This is a genomic window from Dyadobacter arcticus (assembly GCF_011762185.1).
Lineage (GTDB): Bacteria > Bacteroidota > Bacteroidia > Cytophagales > Spirosomataceae > Dyadobacter > Dyadobacter arcticus.
Genome location: NZ_JAASQJ010000003.1, coordinates 1,146,261 through 1,161,914 on the forward strand (window position 1 = coordinate 1,146,261; position 15,654 = coordinate 1,161,914).

Below are 15,654 nucleotides of genomic sequence, written 5' to 3' on the forward strand. Positions count from 1 at the left end.
ATGTGAAGAGCTCACCGCCGCACGATAGCCTCATAGCGGTTGGCAACGGCGTCAATCTGGGATGGATTACCATTTAGCGTATGATCAAAAAACGCATCTAGTAGGCTGATGGTTGCCGTATGAGTTTTTGTCGATTGTTGACCAACGCTTAAAAGGTACCCTGCCAACAGGCGGGCAGGAGGTGCTAACAGGAGCGGGACATCCGTAAAACTGTAATGATCGGCGTCTTCCAGTTCGTATCGATACCCACCTCGAAATTGCTTGAATAACAACTGATTGCCTGCTTCGTATCTTGCGAAACGACCTATTTCATCTTTATTACTTTCTATTATTAGAAAAGGACGATACCCAGTCGATTTGGGCAATCCGCCATACAAGGTGCCATCTATATTGACCGCTGCTTTAATTCTTGAATCATGAGCCATCGCAGCGGCACCCGTGGCACCACCGAAGGAATGACCAGCGATACCTATCCGGTTCAGGTCAAGTGAAGTGAAGAAAGTATTAGTGGAAGAATTTTTATTTTCTAATTGATGGAGTACGAACTGCACATCTGCAACACGAATATCGAGCCGGTTTTCCATAAACCCAAGTCGGTCGGGAGCCTCCGGTTGAAAGTTTTCAATCGTAGTGGCTAATTTACCGTTAGCCAGTTGAGTAATAGCGGCTTCATAGGGGTGATCAAGACAGAGAACAACGTAGCCATGACTAGCCAGGCCAACAGCAAGGCTGGTATAAAATGCGCGCGCGGCTCCATAACCAGGTAGAAAAAGCACAACAGGCCACTTTCCCCGAGCGCCTGCCGGTGTTGCATTTATTATCGCATAAGTATCAATTTGATCGTAGCGGTCCAATAAAAAGCTTGGTATAACACTCACCTTTGGCGGTAAGGTACGCAACCCATCCAGATAAAGTGAGTGGATGCCTTTTAAGTCCCCCTGTGCTGGATACCAGGCTTGAACAATTACATTTCTCTTGTCAAAGGGGTCTTTGGTTATTTGTTCAGTTCTAGTTGAATCTACCCAGCGAAAAACCTGGGTTCCAACAGCATACTTGCCCATAGGCTCTGTTAAACTAGGAACAGGCAGAAAAATAGCCCAGGGCACCAAGGTAACGACCAGTAAAACCCCTAAGCTAATGTTCTGAAGTTTTCGATGTAATGCTGCGTTGACGTAAATTATGATTATCAACAAACAGATTTGCAAATAGGCTGGAATGTATTGCCAATAAAAACCTTTCCAAAAAAATTGAATCACTAATAACAGGGCCAATAAGCTTATTGAGACGGTGAGTATGCCATTGGCCCGATTAGCAGAGACTATTGCATAAACCGTAGTTATCAAAAGCACTACCAAAATCAAGATATCCAAGCTATTCATTGGTTATTAGAAACAGTTTTAAGAAAACTTTACGATGGATTGTTCGCAGTAAAGATCCGAACAGAATCACGGAAGTGGACTACCTACCCCCCTCCATTTAAACCAGCTATCAGCTACGTCAAATGCTCCGCGCCAGGCGGTAACTGTCACAGTTATCGGTAACGCTTTTGTCATTGAAGAGAAGCAAGCAGGCTAAAAAATAAAAATTTCGTCAGTTGAGTAAATGGACTGTCTCTTCACATTTTGAGATTTTCACTTATCATTAATATCAGGCTTCTTAATTCATCTATATGCATATACTGCGCTTAACTGTTTCGATTTTCGTTTACCTGGTGCCGTTTTGTGTTTGTGGCCAAATCAACAATCAGCTCAAAGCTGAATTAGATAGCATCTATCATGTCGATCAATTGTACAGAGACATCTTAGACAATCCACCGAAGAAGGACTCGCTGGCGAAAGTACACAACTTATCCGGGCAGGAGGTCGATCAACGCATTTTTGACAAAATGACCGAGATTGACCACTCTAATATAAAACGGGTCAAAAAGATCATTGAGCAGTATGGATACCCTGGCACTAAGTTGGTTGGCTCTCCCACAAACGAAGCTGCCTGGTACGTTATTCAGCACTCGGAAGATATTTCTGAATATTTCCCCTTGATTGAGAAGGCTGGAAAAAGCAAAGAACTACCCTTTGATTTAGTGGCTATGATGCAAGACCGGCTACTCATGGGTCAAGGGAAGGAGCAGCTGTACGGCACACAAGTACGATGCGAAAATTCGGAGTGCTATGTATGGCCAATTGCCAATCCTACTCAAGTTAATCAACGCAGAAAACAGGCAGGATTTAAGACTACAGTTGAACAAAATGCGAAACGTCTCGGAGTAGCGTACAAAATTAGGACTTTACCTAAGAAATAGAGAAATAAGGCCTATTCATAACGGGCAGCAGCCGCGAGTAAAACTCAGCAGCGCGTTTGGGCGCATATAAGTTTTTCGAAGCATCAGGACTGATATCAGCGCTGAAGAGATGCGTCCGGTTCAGCTATTGTTGCATTGATGGAGCGTAGTACAGCAATACGGCACCACTAGTGAAGGCGTGCGTCTTTATCAATTGCAAAACCACTTCGTCTGCCAGTTCGTCAAATAAAGGCAAGCCTTTTCGCGCCACCACCGGGTGGACCATCAGCTGAAATTCATCTACGAGGCCGAGGTTGATCAGGGCAATAATCAGGCTGCGGCTGCAAACCAGAATATCACCGCCATCTTCTCCTCGGAGCGCCAGCGTTTCCGCTTCGAGGTCGCGGGTAGCAACCTTTGCGCTTTTCCAATCCACACTTTGCAAGGTGCGGGAAAATACGATTTTGGGGATAGCGTCCATATTCATTGCAAAATCATCCATCGATTTTTCTCCGCTAGGGTGTTCCGCCAAGCCTTTCCAGAACTCCATTAGCAGATAAGTTTTCCTGCCGTACAATGCAGTACCGGCATTTTTCAGGAGCTCACCGTAGTGATCGTGCACTGCTTCGTCGGGCGAGACTGCGGTGTGATCGCAAAAACCGTCGAGCGTCATATTGATAGCGGCAATTATCTTTCTCATACGTGATCAAATTTGTTGATAGGTTTTGAACAGTAGCAAAAATAGCTAACTGCAAACAGGCACTATTAAATGTATTTGCCTATTCATTTAAGCGGTAAGCCTAGGTCATTAATATCATTCACCATTGGTATCACCTGCGTCCCGATCAGCTCAATAGCGTTCATTAATTGATCGTGTTTCATGTTCGCCGTGTCCATTTGAAAACTTACTCTTGTAAGCCCGCCTAATGCATCGCTGTGGCGTTTTATTTTTTCGGCAACATCCTGCGGACTACCTAATAAAAATGCGCCAAGGGGGCCTGCTTGTGCATCAAATCGTGGCCGTGTTATAGGTGGAAAATTGCGGTCTTTCGCAATACTTCCCGACATAGCAATTTTATACCCTTCATACATTTCATCTGCGGCCTGCTTACTGTTTTCTGCCACATAGCCAAAGGCATGCATACCTACAATTAGCTGCTCAGGTTTATAACCGGCGCGCAACCCCGCCTGGCGATACAAATCAACCAGCGGACGAAAGCGATGTGTTTCACCACCAATGATTGCAACCATTAAAGGCAACCCCAGCATTCCAGCTCTCACAAAAGACTCAGGTGTACCACCTACGCCTAACCATATAGGTAAGGGTTTCTGGACCGGTCGCGGGTACACGGGTTGATTGTTCATCGCCGGACGAAATTTTCCTGACCATGTTACAAATTCATTATCACGAATTTTAAGAAGCAGCCCAAGCTTCTCCGCAAACAAGGCATCATAATCCTGGAGGCTCAATCCAAATAGCGGGTACGCTTCAACGAAAGAACCACGTCCTACAACCATCTCCGCTCTGCCTTTTGATAGCAAATCTAACGTTGCAAAATTTTGAAAAACCCGTACAGGGTCGCCGGCACTAAGCACCGTAACAGCACTGTGGAGCCGGATACGTTTAGTGCGTGCCGCTGCTGCTGCCAAAATCATAGTAGGTGCAGAGTCAAGAAACTCTCTACGATGATGCTCGCCAATGCCGAATGAATGCAGCCCCATTTTATCGGCGTGCTCAATTCGGTCCAGCAACTGTTCCAAAGCCTCCACATCGTTGTCGTTTGAGTTATCATCAAACTTTGCTGCAAAACTGTCAATTCCAATTTCCATATATCTTCTTTCTAATTTTTATTAATGAACCGGAACCACAAAAACACAAAGTTTCACGAAGGCTTTTTTACTCTTCGTGCCCTTCGTGACATGGTGGTTCAAAACTTCGAGACGGTTACAATTCCAATCCTCATGAGACCTTCCATGTCGCGAACATCTGAGTTGGCGATCCAATAACCTTTTGGCATAATTGAAAGTTTAATTAGTTTATAAAAAATGTTAAAGTGTCGTACTTGTTTTCATTCCCTTTGTTTGTTTTGCCCGGCGAATGAAGTAAAGCAATGTTAATGGCACTACGATGTGCATTACACAAAGCACTAATGAATAACCCATAGTTACACCAGGTATAACTGTAAATGGGCTGAAAAGTGAAAGCACCATGAGCACAATGGCAACGATAGAAAATATCTTATAACCATTGTTTGTAAATTTTTCAAACAGGAAAAACACAAGGCTTCCAATTATTGATGGAACGATTGATGCCATGATCACAGGAGCAATCGTCATTGGCTTATCAGGCTGCGGGTATATCGTATCGGTGATGACACCTGCGCCATGAAAAATAAAAAATAGAATTGCGTTGATTACCGCCGATGTGATGCCTGCCAATAGCCCGGCAACAAGAGATTGCTTGATGTCTAATTTTGATATCATTGTATTTGTTTTAATTTGTGAGGTTTGCTTTTGATGTGAAGAGTGCAGGATTATAGAGGCAACTGGCAATTAATTACTTGTGATGTTCTCCAGAAGAGCTGCCTTTGGAGCAGCTTCCTTTTGTTGCGCCTGGGCAGATGCTGCTGCAATCCCTTCTGCTTTCTGACCTTCGGGCGTAGATAAGTCTGAATATAATTCAAACAGGATGCCGTAGGTTGACGTGATTACTGCTCCAAGGTCGCGAAGCCTGTCATATGTTACGCTATTGGCAAGCGGCGTGCTTGTCCCACTTGCATCGGCAACTACCTGAACATTGTAACCTGCTTCAATTGCACTTACTACACTATGAAAGAGACATACATCTGTTAGCAGTCCCGCCATCACCAAATTTTTGCGGTTGAGGTTTTTAACGGCGTCAACAAATGCGGGGTCGTGAAAGGCATTTAGTGTACCGGCACGACGAACGCGATTTTTATAACCTATCGGTGCAGCCTTTTGTATCTCCGGCAAATTGGTTCCTAAAAACTTAAGGTTTTCGCGTGTGCTGGTAATTACCATAGGGATCCCAAGTTCTTCACCTAACTGTGCAAGGAGTGCTGTGTTTGCAGCAACTGACTTTGCGGGAAAGCTGCCAACCATGGCAAGTACGCCGGGTTGATGATCAACTAAAACAATCGCAGCATTTGAAGGATTGAATTGTATATATTTCGTTGTCGCGTTCATTTGATGAATTTTTTGTTTTAAAATTTTACTGTACAAAGGTGCATTCGCGGAGGGGCCTGTTGCAATGACAAACAGCAAGAAATTGGCTTGACATTTGTCAAGAGACGAGATATGAAACAAGAAGAAAGGAATACTATATTAATGCGCCTTATTGCGGATGCGGCTTATTGTTTCAGGAGAAACGCCGAGAAATGAAGCAATCATGGTTTGAGGAAAACGTTGTATCAACGCAGGATTGGTTGCCACCAGGTTTAGATATCTTTCTTCCGCGGAAAAACTGATGGCGGAGTTGATTCTTTCCTGCGATGCAATTTGATAGTTATAATCCATTGCGCTTAAAACGGTAACGAAAATGGGGACAGTATCTACCAGCTCCCCGAAGCCTGCTTTCGTTAGCAGCAAAACATCAGCATCTTCTACCGCTTCAATGTTATACTTGGAAGGCGTCAGCATGGTAAAGCTTTCCCTGTCGCCAACCCACCAGTTTTCTGTGCACAAATTTACAATATGCTCTACGCCCTTTTGATCGACGCTGTATTGTCGTAATGCTCCCTTAACTACAAATATTGCATGCTTGCTAACTTCGCCTTCCTGCAACAGGTATTGGTTCTTGCGGAAATGTTTTGCGATAAACTTCTCTTTTATCAACTCAAAATCATCATCTGTTACTTCTGTGGATGCATATTTATTGATGTAGTTTCTAAGTTCTTGGTGCATGAGAAAAAAGTGAAACTTAAAAATTGATTGTGTTGCCGCTTACGCACCAAGTTACAAATAAGCCTATACACAACCATCATCCTTCACGAAACCCCCATGGTTTATTGGACTTTAAGGAGCCAGGTTATTCTTTTCTATAAAACCCCGCACTATGGCGACCAATTCAGACGGAGATTCAAGCGGTAGCAGATGTCCAGTTTCCGGAACCTCATGAAACAACGCCGACGGAAAGTATTTTGTGAATTCCTGTTTTAGAAAACCTGACGAAAAGTTCGAATCCTTTTCGCCACTTACGATTAACGCCGACAACATCGCATCGACACGCAAATTTGAAATATCCTCGCGGGATCCTATTTCAATCCAGGAATTCCAGGCATTGTAGGTTGCCTGCAAATGGTCATGGATGACTGCTTCCTTCAGCAATGGGGAGATCGTTTTAAAAGTAGTTTTCTCCATTAACTTTTCCACGGCAGGCCGGTTAGCAAATGCTTTGGACAAATTTATTCTGTCCTCCTCACTCATTGGCTCCGGCGTAGGCGGGGAAGGAGCAATAAGAATCAGGTTTTGAACGCTTTGCGGCTGATGAGCTGCAATAAAATATGCAATCTTACCACCCATTGAATGACCAACAAGTGTGAAATGATCTAAGTCTAAACTCTTTAATAGCTGCATGACCAGATCCACACTCGCCTTTACGGAGATCTGCCCGGAAGGAGCAGCGGAGTCTCCCCAGCCCGGGAGATCGGGTGCGACACAATAGAACTGATCCGACAACCCTTCCATCACAGCTGACCATGTCCTGGAAGATCCTCCAAAGAAATGCAGGAAAACAAGCACCGGATTATCCGGATCTCCCTGCGCCAGAAAGTTTAACGTGGATGATTGCGTTTGCATGATCAGATAGCTACTTTAAGCAGGGCCTCACTTGTTGTGATCTCGAAAAGTTCTCCGTGCGGGAAAATCGTAATTTGCCCATATTCCTTTAAAAGCATCTTATAAGCATCGGCGACTGGTCTGGGGTTTCTATCCAAATCATACAATCCACAAGCATTTACAGTATCGTTCTTTTCCGCAAGTTGCGTGTCCCAATCAATCTGATCCGTGAGACTGTACCAGGTAAATCCAAGAACCGGTACACCGTCCGAACGCATTCTGAGAATATTTACCCATTGCTTCCAAAGCCACGTTGGGGCCTGATCCGGGAGAAAAGTATTGGTCTCCGTATGCATCACCGGCTTTTTATATCTGTCATAGTAGCCTTTTGTGATCTGGTACCAGCCCAGGACATCTTCTGCGGTGCAGATGCTGTTATCGGGTTTCATTATTTTTTCGTTGCGTCCATAGTAATCATTTCCCATCACCTGATAACCTGGCGGCTCTCCTTTCATAAACCAGTCATATTCATTCCTGGTCAAGCCATTGTCCATCAAATAAATGTAAACCTCTGCATCGGGAGAGTAAGCATAAAGCAGATCCAGGGACAGCAATCTCTGCTTATTCAACAATTTGACTTCGGGGGACTGTTCAGCCTTTGCCTCATGCATATATTCTGCCGACTCACTTTGTACTATGATGGCGTCGGGGCGAAATTTTACGATGCTATGCGTAGCCAGAATGCTTGCCGCTACGATATTTTTCAATGCTGTGACAAACGCCTCATCGGACTTAAGCTGCTCGTTCCAAAGTCCATCCTTCGCACTCGCTTTTGCGGTTACATAAATCTCATTTACCGGTGTATAATATCTGACCCAGGGATATCTTTTGGCCACGGCACCGGCATAATCAGAGAAATGAATGGGCAATTCAGGATTTTGAAAATCACCAAGCCAGTCAGGCAAGCCGAAATGCAACAGGTCCAGGATCGGCGTAATATCTTTTCGTTTCAGTTCCTTCATCACCACATCCGCGAAGGTCCAGTCATACTTACCCGGTCCCAAATGAATCTTATGGTAAGGTAAACCGTACCGAAGCACTTTCAATCCGAGCTCATTGACCAGCTCAAAGTCCCTTTTCCAAAACTTGTAATGCCCGCATTCGTCCATCTGATCACGGCGTATTTTACCATGACCGATTGTCGGGTAGGAGCATTCAATTCCTGTGGCAAACATAAAATTCCGATTGGACCCGTCGGGAAGCCCGGAGCCGGACTTACCGGTTGCTCCCCCGTACTGATCGCCGGAATAATGGTCTTTCCCTCGCTTCTTTTTAATAATATCAAGAAAACTTTTGCTTTTCATATCTGTCTGTTTTCATCGCCTGACCCATCGTGAAAGGCGAATAAATACCTTAAGATTTCAACTTCATTAAAAATCTTTCCGCAATACGCAACGACAAAGCCATGATCGTAAGGGCGGGATTGGCGCTAAGCGCGCTTGGGAAAATCGAATTATCTGCAATGAAAAGGTTTGGTATGTCAAAACTTTGCCCATCACTGTTTACCACGGCATCTCCAGCGCTGTTTCCCATTCTACAGGTACCAATCGTATGTGCACCCCGATTGAAAGACCAGGCTTTTTCGGCGCCAGCTACATCCCAGATTTGCCGCATCGTTTTTTCCGCGTGCGCCGTCAGCCGATTTTCGTTCTCACCGAAAGTAAAATGAATTCGGGGCTTTGGTAATCTTCGTGCATCCAATTCCTGTGAGAGTTCCAGATAATTGGAAGGATACGGGAGGCATTCGCCGAGTATATTGATCCCGGCTACATGGTTATAGTTTTTCATATGCCCTATAAGGTCCTCTCCCCAAAGTTTCTGTCCCCTGGCCAGCTGAGTTGCATAAGTAACGGGCATGACCCCAATGGATTGCAATAAATAACCACCCGCGAAATCAGCATCTGCCGGACGGTGATTTTGCTCAGAAATCAAGGCTCCCGGTATGCCTTTGTACGGATGAATTTCTTCGTCAAATTGGCCCCATAGCTGAATACCGGTATGCGCCATGAAGTTTTTTCCAACTTGACCGCTTGAATTGGCGATACCGTTATACAGAAGAAGTCGAGGGGTTTCTATCGCGCCGGCACAAACAAACACGTGGCAACATTTCTGTTTCATCTCGGTACCATTATTCCAATAAATTACCCCGCCAACTTTTCCTGATTGATCCAATTCAAATCCGGTAACGAAGCATTTTGAGCGAACTTCTGCACCGTAATGAATAGCGACGGGAATATAAGTTACATCCATGCTTGCTTTGGCTCCGATGTTGCAGCCAGCCTGGCAGAATCCGCGGTTGTTACAAGCGTTACGCCAACCCACGTCCTGTTGATAATACCGGGCGGACAGCGCAGCATTTGGCGCAGACACAGTCCTGATTCCCAGTGGCTTGCAGCCCCGCTCCATCAACATCGCCGCGCCGTTCAACGGCAATGGAGCAAGCGGATAAGTCGTTTTTCTTTTTGGCCCCCAGGGATAGTCAGCGGGACCCGAAATGCCCAGAAACTGTTCCAATTCATCATAATAATTTTCGAGGTCCTGATACCCAATTGGCCAGTCAACGCCTTTCCCAAAATGGGTATGAAGAAGAAAATCGTCTGGCTGGGGCCTTGGAACATAGGCAGTATAGTGCAAAGTTGACCCGCCAACGCCGGTCCCGGAATTGTTATTGCCAAACGGCAACGGATCACTGCCCGCGCTCAGCCGCTCGTCGTTCCAGAACAATTTGGATTGACTTACCTCATCGGTAGCAAAATCTCGGGTCGGGTCCCAGTGCTCGCCCGCCTCCAATGCCACCACTTTCAAACCTGCTTTGGACAGTTTTGCGAGTAAAGGAGCACCTCCAGCGCCGGTTCCAATCACGACCGCATCTACAAGGTCAGCGTTTTTATATCGGCGCATTTTCCAGTCCAATGTTATTCCAGCCGTTCGCATCCGCGAATGACGCGTCCCCAATCTCTTCTTTTGCAGTCGGGTGACTGTAATATAATTCAACCAGAACTCCGAGCAGCTCCTCGAAGAATAGTTGTGACGGGACTTTTTGCCAAATATTACCAGCCGCTTCTCCGAATTGAACTGACCGTATAACATCGTGTTGACTGTTCTTATCTAACTCGATAAAATGCTTTGAAAATATCAAAACAGCCGTTTCGTCGAACCCGGCTATCCCCTGACGAAAAGCTTCTTCATCGGCTGGCATTAAATCATACCTCCATCCGTTGCCCTTCCCCTCAATGAGATATTGATCTAAAAGACCCGGCAAATCTACCGGGTGCGGACGATCCTGCGGTTGGGGTATTAGCCTGCTGCAAAGTGCTTGTAATGTTTGAAAAGCACCGGTAGCAAAAAAGGACGCTTTGGTGGTGGGCTGTCTGTTGAGTCTTTCATCAAGAACTTTTCGCGTGTTATCGCTCACTTGATCCGTTTGCAAAACATCCTTAACCCAGCCGGATTTGTCTCGCTCATTTAGCATATTAGTCGCTCGACAATTTTCCGCCTGTGACATGTATAAAACTTCCTGTCATAAAACTTCCATCGTCCGAGGCCAGCAGAATATAAGCAGGTGCAAGCTCCTCTGGCTGGCCTGGCCTTGCCAGCGCAACTTCGTGTCCGAAATTTTGAACCTCTTCAATGGGCATGGTGCCGGGGATCATGGGTGTCCATATTGGCCCTGGAACCACGCAGTTCACGCGGATACCTTTTTCGCCAAGGTTTAAGGCCAGCGATTTGGTAAAAGAATGGATTGCGCCCTTGGTAGAAGAGTAGTCTATCAGAATTGGAATGCCTGTCTGCCCAACAATACTTCCGGTATTGATAATGGAATCGCCTTCATGTAAATAAGGTAAAGCAGCCTGGGCCATAAAAAAATAGCCAAGAATGTTGGTATCAAAAGTTCTTCGGAGTTGCTCTTCTGTGATTTCTTCAAACTCCTTTTGTGCCATCTGATAGGCCGCATTATTGACCAGAATATTTAACGAACCAAATTCAGCTACTGTTTCCAAAACTGCTCGTTTACATTCTTCTGAATGCCGCAAATCGGCTTTTATTACCAGACATTTGGTGCCCCGCATTTCACAAAGCCTCTGGGTTTCGTCGGCATCGTCGTCATTTTCGTTGTAAATAATTGCAACGTTTGCACCTTCCATGGAAAATCCAATGGCCACAGACCGACCGATCCCTGAGTCTCCGCCTGTGATGATTGCAACCTTGTCAACCAATTTCTGAGCTGGCTTGTAATGTAGAAGTTCTGTTTGTGGTACAGGATCCATTTCGGATTCCTTTGCAGGATAGGGCTGCTTTTGACCGGTAAATTCTTTGGCTTTTGGATAATGTCTCATTGATTGAAGTTCAGATTGTTTCTTTTCTAACTGCAACAAAATGCGTGCCGCCTAAGCATATTAAGCCTAAGATTGCCTGAACGTCTATTATTATACGCAATACACATCAGAATTGGCCTGCCGACGGAGTCACACTGATTGATTCGATAGTCATTTCGAAGTCAGGCCAAATCTAACGATACCTGTTTCTAATTATCTGCTTATAATGACAGACCCTTTTGGCCTGACAGTATTAGGAACAGGTATTTGAACCGGCTCCATTTCTTCAGTTACCATTCCGTCAGCGGCAATTTTCAAAGAATGTAAAAAGTTGAAGTTGCCAATGCTGAAGTCCACGTTTGTATGTTGATTGACTATAAACAACTTTTCTTCCGCTGAAGAAAAAACTATCGAGAAATCCTGACTTGTTTTGAACGCTACACCTCCGGGTCCAGGATAGATAGGCCCTGAATTTTGGAGCTCGAACGTTTGTATGGACGAAGGAGCCATGGGGTTTGAAGTGTTGTATACTTGTACGGTATTATCAGCTGAATTAAGAACGTACATCCGGTCGCCTGCTTTATTGGTACGGATCCAGCAAGCTGCTTTTCCGGCCGCTACGGATGTTTGAAGGGTTAGAGCGCCAGTGACACCATTGATTGCATACACATTCACCATTCCTTGTAGCGGGTTACCCACATATAATACGGATCCTGACGGATGCTGCCATAATCCCAATGCTGTGCCGTTCATGCCTGGTACTACATAAGGCGAACCGGCTACCGGGGTTAAATTACCCGATCCGCTGATTGTAAAAGTGCGTAGGGTACCAACCGGGGGCATCAACATAAAACCAAGGAAGTCGGTGCCGAACAAAAATTTGCCGTCTCGGGAAACCAGTGCATTGGAAGGAGAAGTACCTGCTGTCGTTTCAAATTTCGCACCTGGAACAGGAGTCAATTTTCCCGCACCATCGATTGTAAATGTTGAATAGTTTGGGAGCTCCGGAGTAGCATGCAAGGGGTCTTGACTCTTGTTGAGTACAAATACAAAATTGCCGGAAACGTCTATTACCACAGGGGTTTGCCCATTGGATGGGAAGGGTGATCCAGCAACATGCTCCAGTGCTCCATCGGCTTTTATGCTAAACACCGCAATTGTATTGCTGCCTGAGTTTACAGCCATAAGGAATTTCCCATCTGCGGATACCCTTAATTCATAATCAGAATCAAGTGGTCCCAATATTTGCATGGGGTTACCAACGCCTGATCCTTTGGTAAGAAAAGGACTGCCCACCAAAGGTTCCAATGATCCATCGTTACTAACCTTGTAGGCAAGTACTGCATTTTGGTTGTCTTCGAAGTTATTGGTTTGTATATAAAGAATGTCAGTACCAACAGTCGGGTTCTCGTGGTCCATGCAGGAAAAGAGTACCACAGAAAACAAAAGAAGAAAAAGTGCGCGCCTCATAGTTATGGAATTTAGTTGAAAATGATCAAATTATTTAAATACTCGATTGAATAATTCGAAGCTGAGTTTTGCCAAAATAGCAAATACTGTTCCACTCATTTTGAAATGAGGAATGAACCTTGCGCTCTAAGTTTTATCCCACTTTGAGCAAATGTGATCTTTAAAATAGAGGCTGTGGGGAATTAAATTGCTGAATATCAGAATTATGTATGTCACATTATCCCTATTACAACCGGGAAATGTATAAGTCTTGCGTAGATATGTATAAGCCCAATTCTGTCTTTTGTCAGAATTTTGCTCTTAGTGCAAGAGTCCAACCAAAAAACACAAAAAAAAATGTCAAACATGAAAGATACCGTATCGGAAAAAAAAGTCAGCTTTGAATCTAATTCAATAAAAATTGCTGCAAATCTTTTCTATCCAGCCGGTTTTAAGCAGGGAGATAAACCTACACCGGCAATCGTTGTTGCACATCCAGCCGCTGGGGTGAAAGAGCAAACCGCTGAGCTTTATGCAAAAAGCTTGGCGGAAAAAGGATTTATCACTTTGGCTTTTGATGCAGCTTACCAGGGAGAAAGCGAAGGAACGTCACGCGGCCTGGAAGACCCTTCGCAAAGGGTAGAAGATATTAGAGCTGCCGCAGGCTTTTTAACTACGATAAAGGATGTAGATGCTGAAAACATAGGGGTTCTCGGTATATGTGCTTCAGGTGGTTATTCGATCGTCGCCACTGCCACGGACCATACTATAAAGGCACTTGCAACCGTAAGTGGCGTTGATTTAGGCGACTGGAACAGAAAAGGTTCTGACGGGAAGCAAGACCCTAAAATTATCCAAGGCATGCTTGATGCTGCTGCTGCTGACAGAATTGCGGTACTCAACGGAAAAGCCCCAGGCACATTTCCCATACGCCCAACGCCAGAAGAAGCCAAAGCCGCAGGAAGCATTACCTACGAAGGTTGGGAATATTATTGTACCGATAGAGGTCAAAACCCCAGACAATCCAATTTCACTCCTTTAAGTAGTGTAGAACGTATTGCAAGTTTCTATTCACCTGATTTTGCTTACTTAATTGCACCACGACCAGTATTGATGATTGCAGGAACGGATGCACAGACCTTATGGATGACAAAAGATGCCTACGAAAAGGCAAACGAGCCAAAAGAATTGTTTTTAATTGAAGGTGAGACACACGTTTCACTCTATGACCATGTTTCACAATCTGTGCCAAAACTGGACGAATTTTTTAAAAAGAATTTAAATTAAAATACTTGTTCGGACATAAAAATTATTGAAAGTGTAAAAGCCAAAATCTCTACACTTTCAATAATCTCTTTACCAACAAAAGTTTTGTAAATAGACAATGACAAATAAATTTGTAGAACTCCCATCTATAAGCGAAGCACATAAGGTATTTGGGTACGATAAACCCAGGCACCCGCTTATTTCATTGGTTGATTTGACTCATATGAAACCTGAAGTAATTGCATTAGAGGCCTCTTACCAAATGGCGTTTTATACCATATCCTGCAAGCACTTTGAAGGTGCTTTCAAGTATGGGAAATCGCTTTACGATTTCAATGAAGGCACCCTGATTTTCACCGCCCCTCATCAAGTTGTGAGTGCAAGCCACAATCTTCAAATGGACGAAGGTTGGGGCTTGTTTTTTCATTCTGATTTAATTAACGGTACGGCCCTTGGTAGAAAAATAAACCAATACGGATTTTTTGGTTACGAGGCCAATGAAGCTTTGCATATTTCAGACGATGAAAAGCAAATTTTAAAAGATTGTATTGAAAAAATCAAAAAAGAATATTCGCAAAATATCGATAAGCACACAGAAGCCTTGATTGTAAGTAATCTGGAATTACTTCTGAATTATTGTAATCGCTTTCACGACAGACAGTTTCTTACCAGGAGTAAAGTAAATAAAGACATTGTTCAAAGATTTGAACACATATTGAATGAATATTTTGCACAGGAAACATTAATTGAGGCTGGATTGCCCGACGTTAAGTTTTTTGCATTCCAATTAAATCTGTCACCTAACTATTTATCCGATTTGCTGAACAGGTTCACGGGTAAGACAACACAAGAACACATACATCTCAAACTTGTTGACGCTGCAAAATCGCTTTTATGGAGCACCGAAAAATCAATTAGTGAAATTGCTTATGAACTTGGGTTTGAATATCCCTCACATTTCACAAAGGTTTTTAGAACCAAAACAGGACTGACACCACAACAATACAGAAATACAAATTAAATCGAATAAGAACAGGTTTTTCGGTGGCGAGATGGCGTGAAAATATCTACAGACGGTTTTACCAAGGCGCGTCGATATGCCAATTACAAGGACGGCTTAAAAATTTCCCACTGATGACCAAAAGGATCTGAAAGATGGCCCAACCTGTAGCCATAATCCTGATCGGCTACCTCATAAATTATTGATGCCCCTGCTTTTACTGCAAGTTCAAATACCTGGTCCGGATCTTCAACCTGCAAACCGATCCTCACGGGTGTGCCATTTAGTTTTTCAGGACTAAAATTACCATGCTCTTCCGACTGATCTGCAACCACGAACCTGGCGCCCATTATTTCCATCTCTGCGACCACCGATCCATCAGGTGCGGTATTGGACATGAGAATATTAGCACCGAATGCTTTCTGATAAAATGCAATTGCTTCTGCTCCATTTCCTACCGTGAGCGTTGGGACAATGATTGCCTTCAT

At 44.3% G+C, this 15,654-nt stretch carries 16 protein-coding genes; 3 read left to right on the top strand and 13 right to left on the bottom strand.

Annotation, left to right across the window (positions count from 1 at the left end):
* Nucleotides 1–11: 11 nt before the first annotated feature.
* Nucleotides 12–1,379, bottom strand: a complete 1,368-nt coding sequence (locus FHS68_RS18285; protein ID WP_167272913.1) for an alpha/beta hydrolase family protein — start codon at nucleotides 1,377–1,379, stop codon at nucleotides 12–14.
* Between the two features lie 290 nt (nucleotides 1,380–1,669).
* On the opposite strand from FHS68_RS18285, the gene FHS68_RS18290 reads away from it, so the two are divergent.
* Nucleotides 1,670–2,299, top strand: coding sequence for a DUF6624 domain-containing protein (locus FHS68_RS18290; RefSeq protein ID WP_167272914.1), 630 nt, complete (start codon nucleotides 1,670–1,672; stop codon nucleotides 2,297–2,299).
* A 124-nt stretch (nucleotides 2,300–2,423) separates the two neighbouring features.
* Here the strand turns inward: FHS68_RS18290 and FHS68_RS18295 are convergent, their stop codons facing one another.
* The 11 genes from FHS68_RS18295 to FHS68_RS18345 form a co-directional block, all read right to left on the bottom strand.
* Entirely contained in the window at nucleotides 2,424–2,978 is a 555-nt protein-coding gene (locus FHS68_RS18295; RefSeq protein ID WP_167272916.1) for a dihydrofolate reductase family protein, read from the bottom strand.
* A gap of 83 nt (nucleotides 2,979–3,061) precedes the next feature.
* Entirely contained in the window at nucleotides 3,062–4,108 is a 1,047-nt protein-coding gene (locus FHS68_RS18300) for an LLM class flavin-dependent oxidoreductase (RefSeq protein ID WP_167272918.1), read from the bottom strand.
* A gap of 219 nt (nucleotides 4,109–4,327) precedes the next feature.
* Nucleotides 4,328–4,762, bottom strand: coding sequence for a DUF6069 family protein (locus FHS68_RS18305; protein ID WP_167272921.1), 435 nt, complete (start codon nucleotides 4,760–4,762; stop codon nucleotides 4,328–4,330).
* Between the two features lie 69 nt (nucleotides 4,763–4,831).
* Complete coding sequence (locus FHS68_RS18310) at nucleotides 4,832–5,485, bottom strand: isochorismatase family protein (RefSeq protein ID WP_167272923.1); 654 nt, start codon at nucleotides 5,483–5,485, stop codon at nucleotides 4,832–4,834.
* A gap of 138 nt (nucleotides 5,486–5,623) precedes the next feature.
* Entirely contained in the window at nucleotides 5,624–6,202 is a 579-nt protein-coding gene (locus FHS68_RS18315) for a Crp/Fnr family transcriptional regulator (RefSeq protein WP_167272926.1), read from the bottom strand.
* A 111-nt stretch (nucleotides 6,203–6,313) separates the two neighbouring features.
* Nucleotides 6,314–7,096: an alpha/beta fold hydrolase gene (locus tag FHS68_RS18320; protein WP_167272928.1), complete on the bottom strand. Its 783-nt coding sequence runs from the start codon at nucleotides 7,094–7,096 to the stop codon at nucleotides 6,314–6,316.
* 2 nt (nucleotides 7,097–7,098) lie between these two features.
* Entirely contained in the window at nucleotides 7,099–8,439 is a 1,341-nt protein-coding gene (locus tag FHS68_RS18325; protein WP_167272931.1) for a family 1 glycosylhydrolase, read from the bottom strand.
* A gap of 49 nt (nucleotides 8,440–8,488) precedes the next feature.
* A complete protein-coding gene (locus tag FHS68_RS18330; protein WP_167272934.1) occupies nucleotides 8,489–10,036 on the bottom strand; it encodes a GMC family oxidoreductase in 1,548 nt (515 codons plus the stop codon).
* Nucleotides 10,023–10,607: a gluconate 2-dehydrogenase subunit 3 family protein gene (locus FHS68_RS18335; protein ID WP_167272935.1), complete on the bottom strand. Its 585-nt coding sequence runs from the start codon at nucleotides 10,605–10,607 to the stop codon at nucleotides 10,023–10,025. The genes FHS68_RS18330 and FHS68_RS18335 overlap by 14 nt, the downstream gene beginning before the upstream one ends.
* Nucleotide 10,608: 1 nt before the next feature.
* Nucleotides 10,609–11,472, bottom strand: a complete 864-nt coding sequence (locus FHS68_RS18340) for an SDR family oxidoreductase (RefSeq protein WP_167272938.1) — start codon at nucleotides 11,470–11,472, stop codon at nucleotides 10,609–10,611.
* A 192-nt stretch (nucleotides 11,473–11,664) separates the two neighbouring features.
* Nucleotides 11,665–12,921 (bottom strand): beta-propeller fold lactonase family protein, encoded by a 1,257-nt coding sequence (locus tag FHS68_RS18345; protein WP_167272940.1) that lies wholly within the window; start codon nucleotides 12,919–12,921, stop codon nucleotides 11,665–11,667.
* Between the two features lie 345 nt (nucleotides 12,922–13,266).
* Between FHS68_RS18345 and FHS68_RS18350 the strand changes: the two genes are divergently transcribed.
* Together FHS68_RS18350 and FHS68_RS18355 are read left to right on the top strand one after the other, a co-directional pair.
* Nucleotides 13,267–14,187 carry an alpha/beta hydrolase gene (locus tag FHS68_RS18350; RefSeq protein ID WP_167272943.1) on the top strand — a complete coding sequence of 307 codons (921 nt, stop codon included), beginning with the start codon at nucleotides 13,267–13,269 and terminating at the stop codon, nucleotides 14,185–14,187.
* A 202-nt stretch (nucleotides 14,188–14,389) separates the two neighbouring features.
* The gene (locus tag FHS68_RS18355) at nucleotides 14,390–15,187 is read left to right on the top strand and encodes a helix-turn-helix domain-containing protein (RefSeq protein WP_229211951.1); all 798 of its coding nucleotides are present in this window, start codon (nucleotides 14,390–14,392) and stop codon (nucleotides 15,185–15,187) included.
* Nucleotides 15,188–15,270: 83 nt separating this feature from the next.
* Here the strand turns inward: FHS68_RS18355 and FHS68_RS18360 are convergent, their stop codons facing one another.
* Entirely contained in the window at nucleotides 15,271–15,654 is a 384-nt protein-coding gene (locus tag FHS68_RS18360; RefSeq protein WP_167272948.1) for a VOC family protein, read from the bottom strand.

Excerpts from the sequence above, each read along its gene's own strand:
- FHS68_RS18300 (WP_167272918.1), bottom strand. The coding sequence starts at position 4,108 with ATGGAAATTGGAATTGACAGTTTTGCAGCAAAGTTTGATGATAACTCA.
- FHS68_RS18335 (WP_167272935.1), bottom strand. The coding sequence starts at position 10,607 with ATGCTAAATGAGCGAGACAAATCCGGCTGGGTTAAGGATGTTTTGCAA.
- FHS68_RS18325 (WP_167272931.1), bottom strand. The coding sequence starts at position 8,439 with ATGAAAAGCAAAAGTTTTCTTGATATTATTAAAAAGAAGCGAGGGAAA.
- FHS68_RS18330 (WP_167272934.1), bottom strand. The coding sequence starts at position 10,036 with ATGCGCCGATATAAAAACGCTGACCTTGTAGATGCGGTCGTGATTGGA.
- FHS68_RS18355 (WP_229211951.1), top strand. The coding sequence starts at position 14,390 with ATGAAACCTGAAGTAATTGCATTAGAGGCCTCTTACCAAATGGCGTTT.
- FHS68_RS18305 (WP_167272921.1), bottom strand. The coding sequence starts at position 4,762 with ATGATATCAAAATTAGACATCAAGCAATCTCTTGTTGCCGGGCTATTG.
- FHS68_RS18285 (WP_167272913.1), bottom strand. The coding sequence starts at position 1,379 with ATGAATAGCTTGGATATCTTGATTTTGGTAGTGCTTTTGATAACTACG.
- FHS68_RS18310 (WP_167272923.1), bottom strand. The coding sequence starts at position 5,485 with ATGAACGCGACAACGAAATATATACAATTCAATCCTTCAAATGCTGCG.
- FHS68_RS18350 (WP_167272943.1), top strand. The coding sequence starts at position 13,267 with ATGAAAGATACCGTATCGGAAAAAAAAGTCAGCTTTGAATCTAATTCA.
- FHS68_RS18345 (WP_167272940.1), bottom strand. The coding sequence starts at position 12,921 with ATGAGGCGCGCACTTTTTCTTCTTTTGTTTTCTGTGGTACTCTTTTCC.
- FHS68_RS18295 (WP_167272916.1), bottom strand. The coding sequence starts at position 2,978 with ATGAGAAAGATAATTGCCGCTATCAATATGACGCTCGACGGTTTTTGC.
- FHS68_RS18315 (WP_167272926.1), bottom strand. The coding sequence starts at position 6,202 with ATGCACCAAGAACTTAGAAACTACATCAATAAATATGCATCCACAGAA.
- FHS68_RS18290 (WP_167272914.1), top strand. The coding sequence starts at position 1,670 with ATGCATATACTGCGCTTAACTGTTTCGATTTTCGTTTACCTGGTGCCG.
- FHS68_RS18340 (WP_167272938.1), bottom strand. The coding sequence starts at position 11,472 with ATGAGACATTATCCAAAAGCCAAAGAATTTACCGGTCAAAAGCAGCCC.
- FHS68_RS18360 (WP_167272948.1), bottom strand. The coding sequence starts at position 15,654 with ATGAAGGCAATCATTGTCCCAACGCTCACGGTAGGAAATGGAGCAGAA.
- FHS68_RS18320 (WP_167272928.1), bottom strand. The coding sequence starts at position 7,096 with ATGCAAACGCAATCATCCACGTTAAACTTTCTGGCGCAGGGAGATCCG.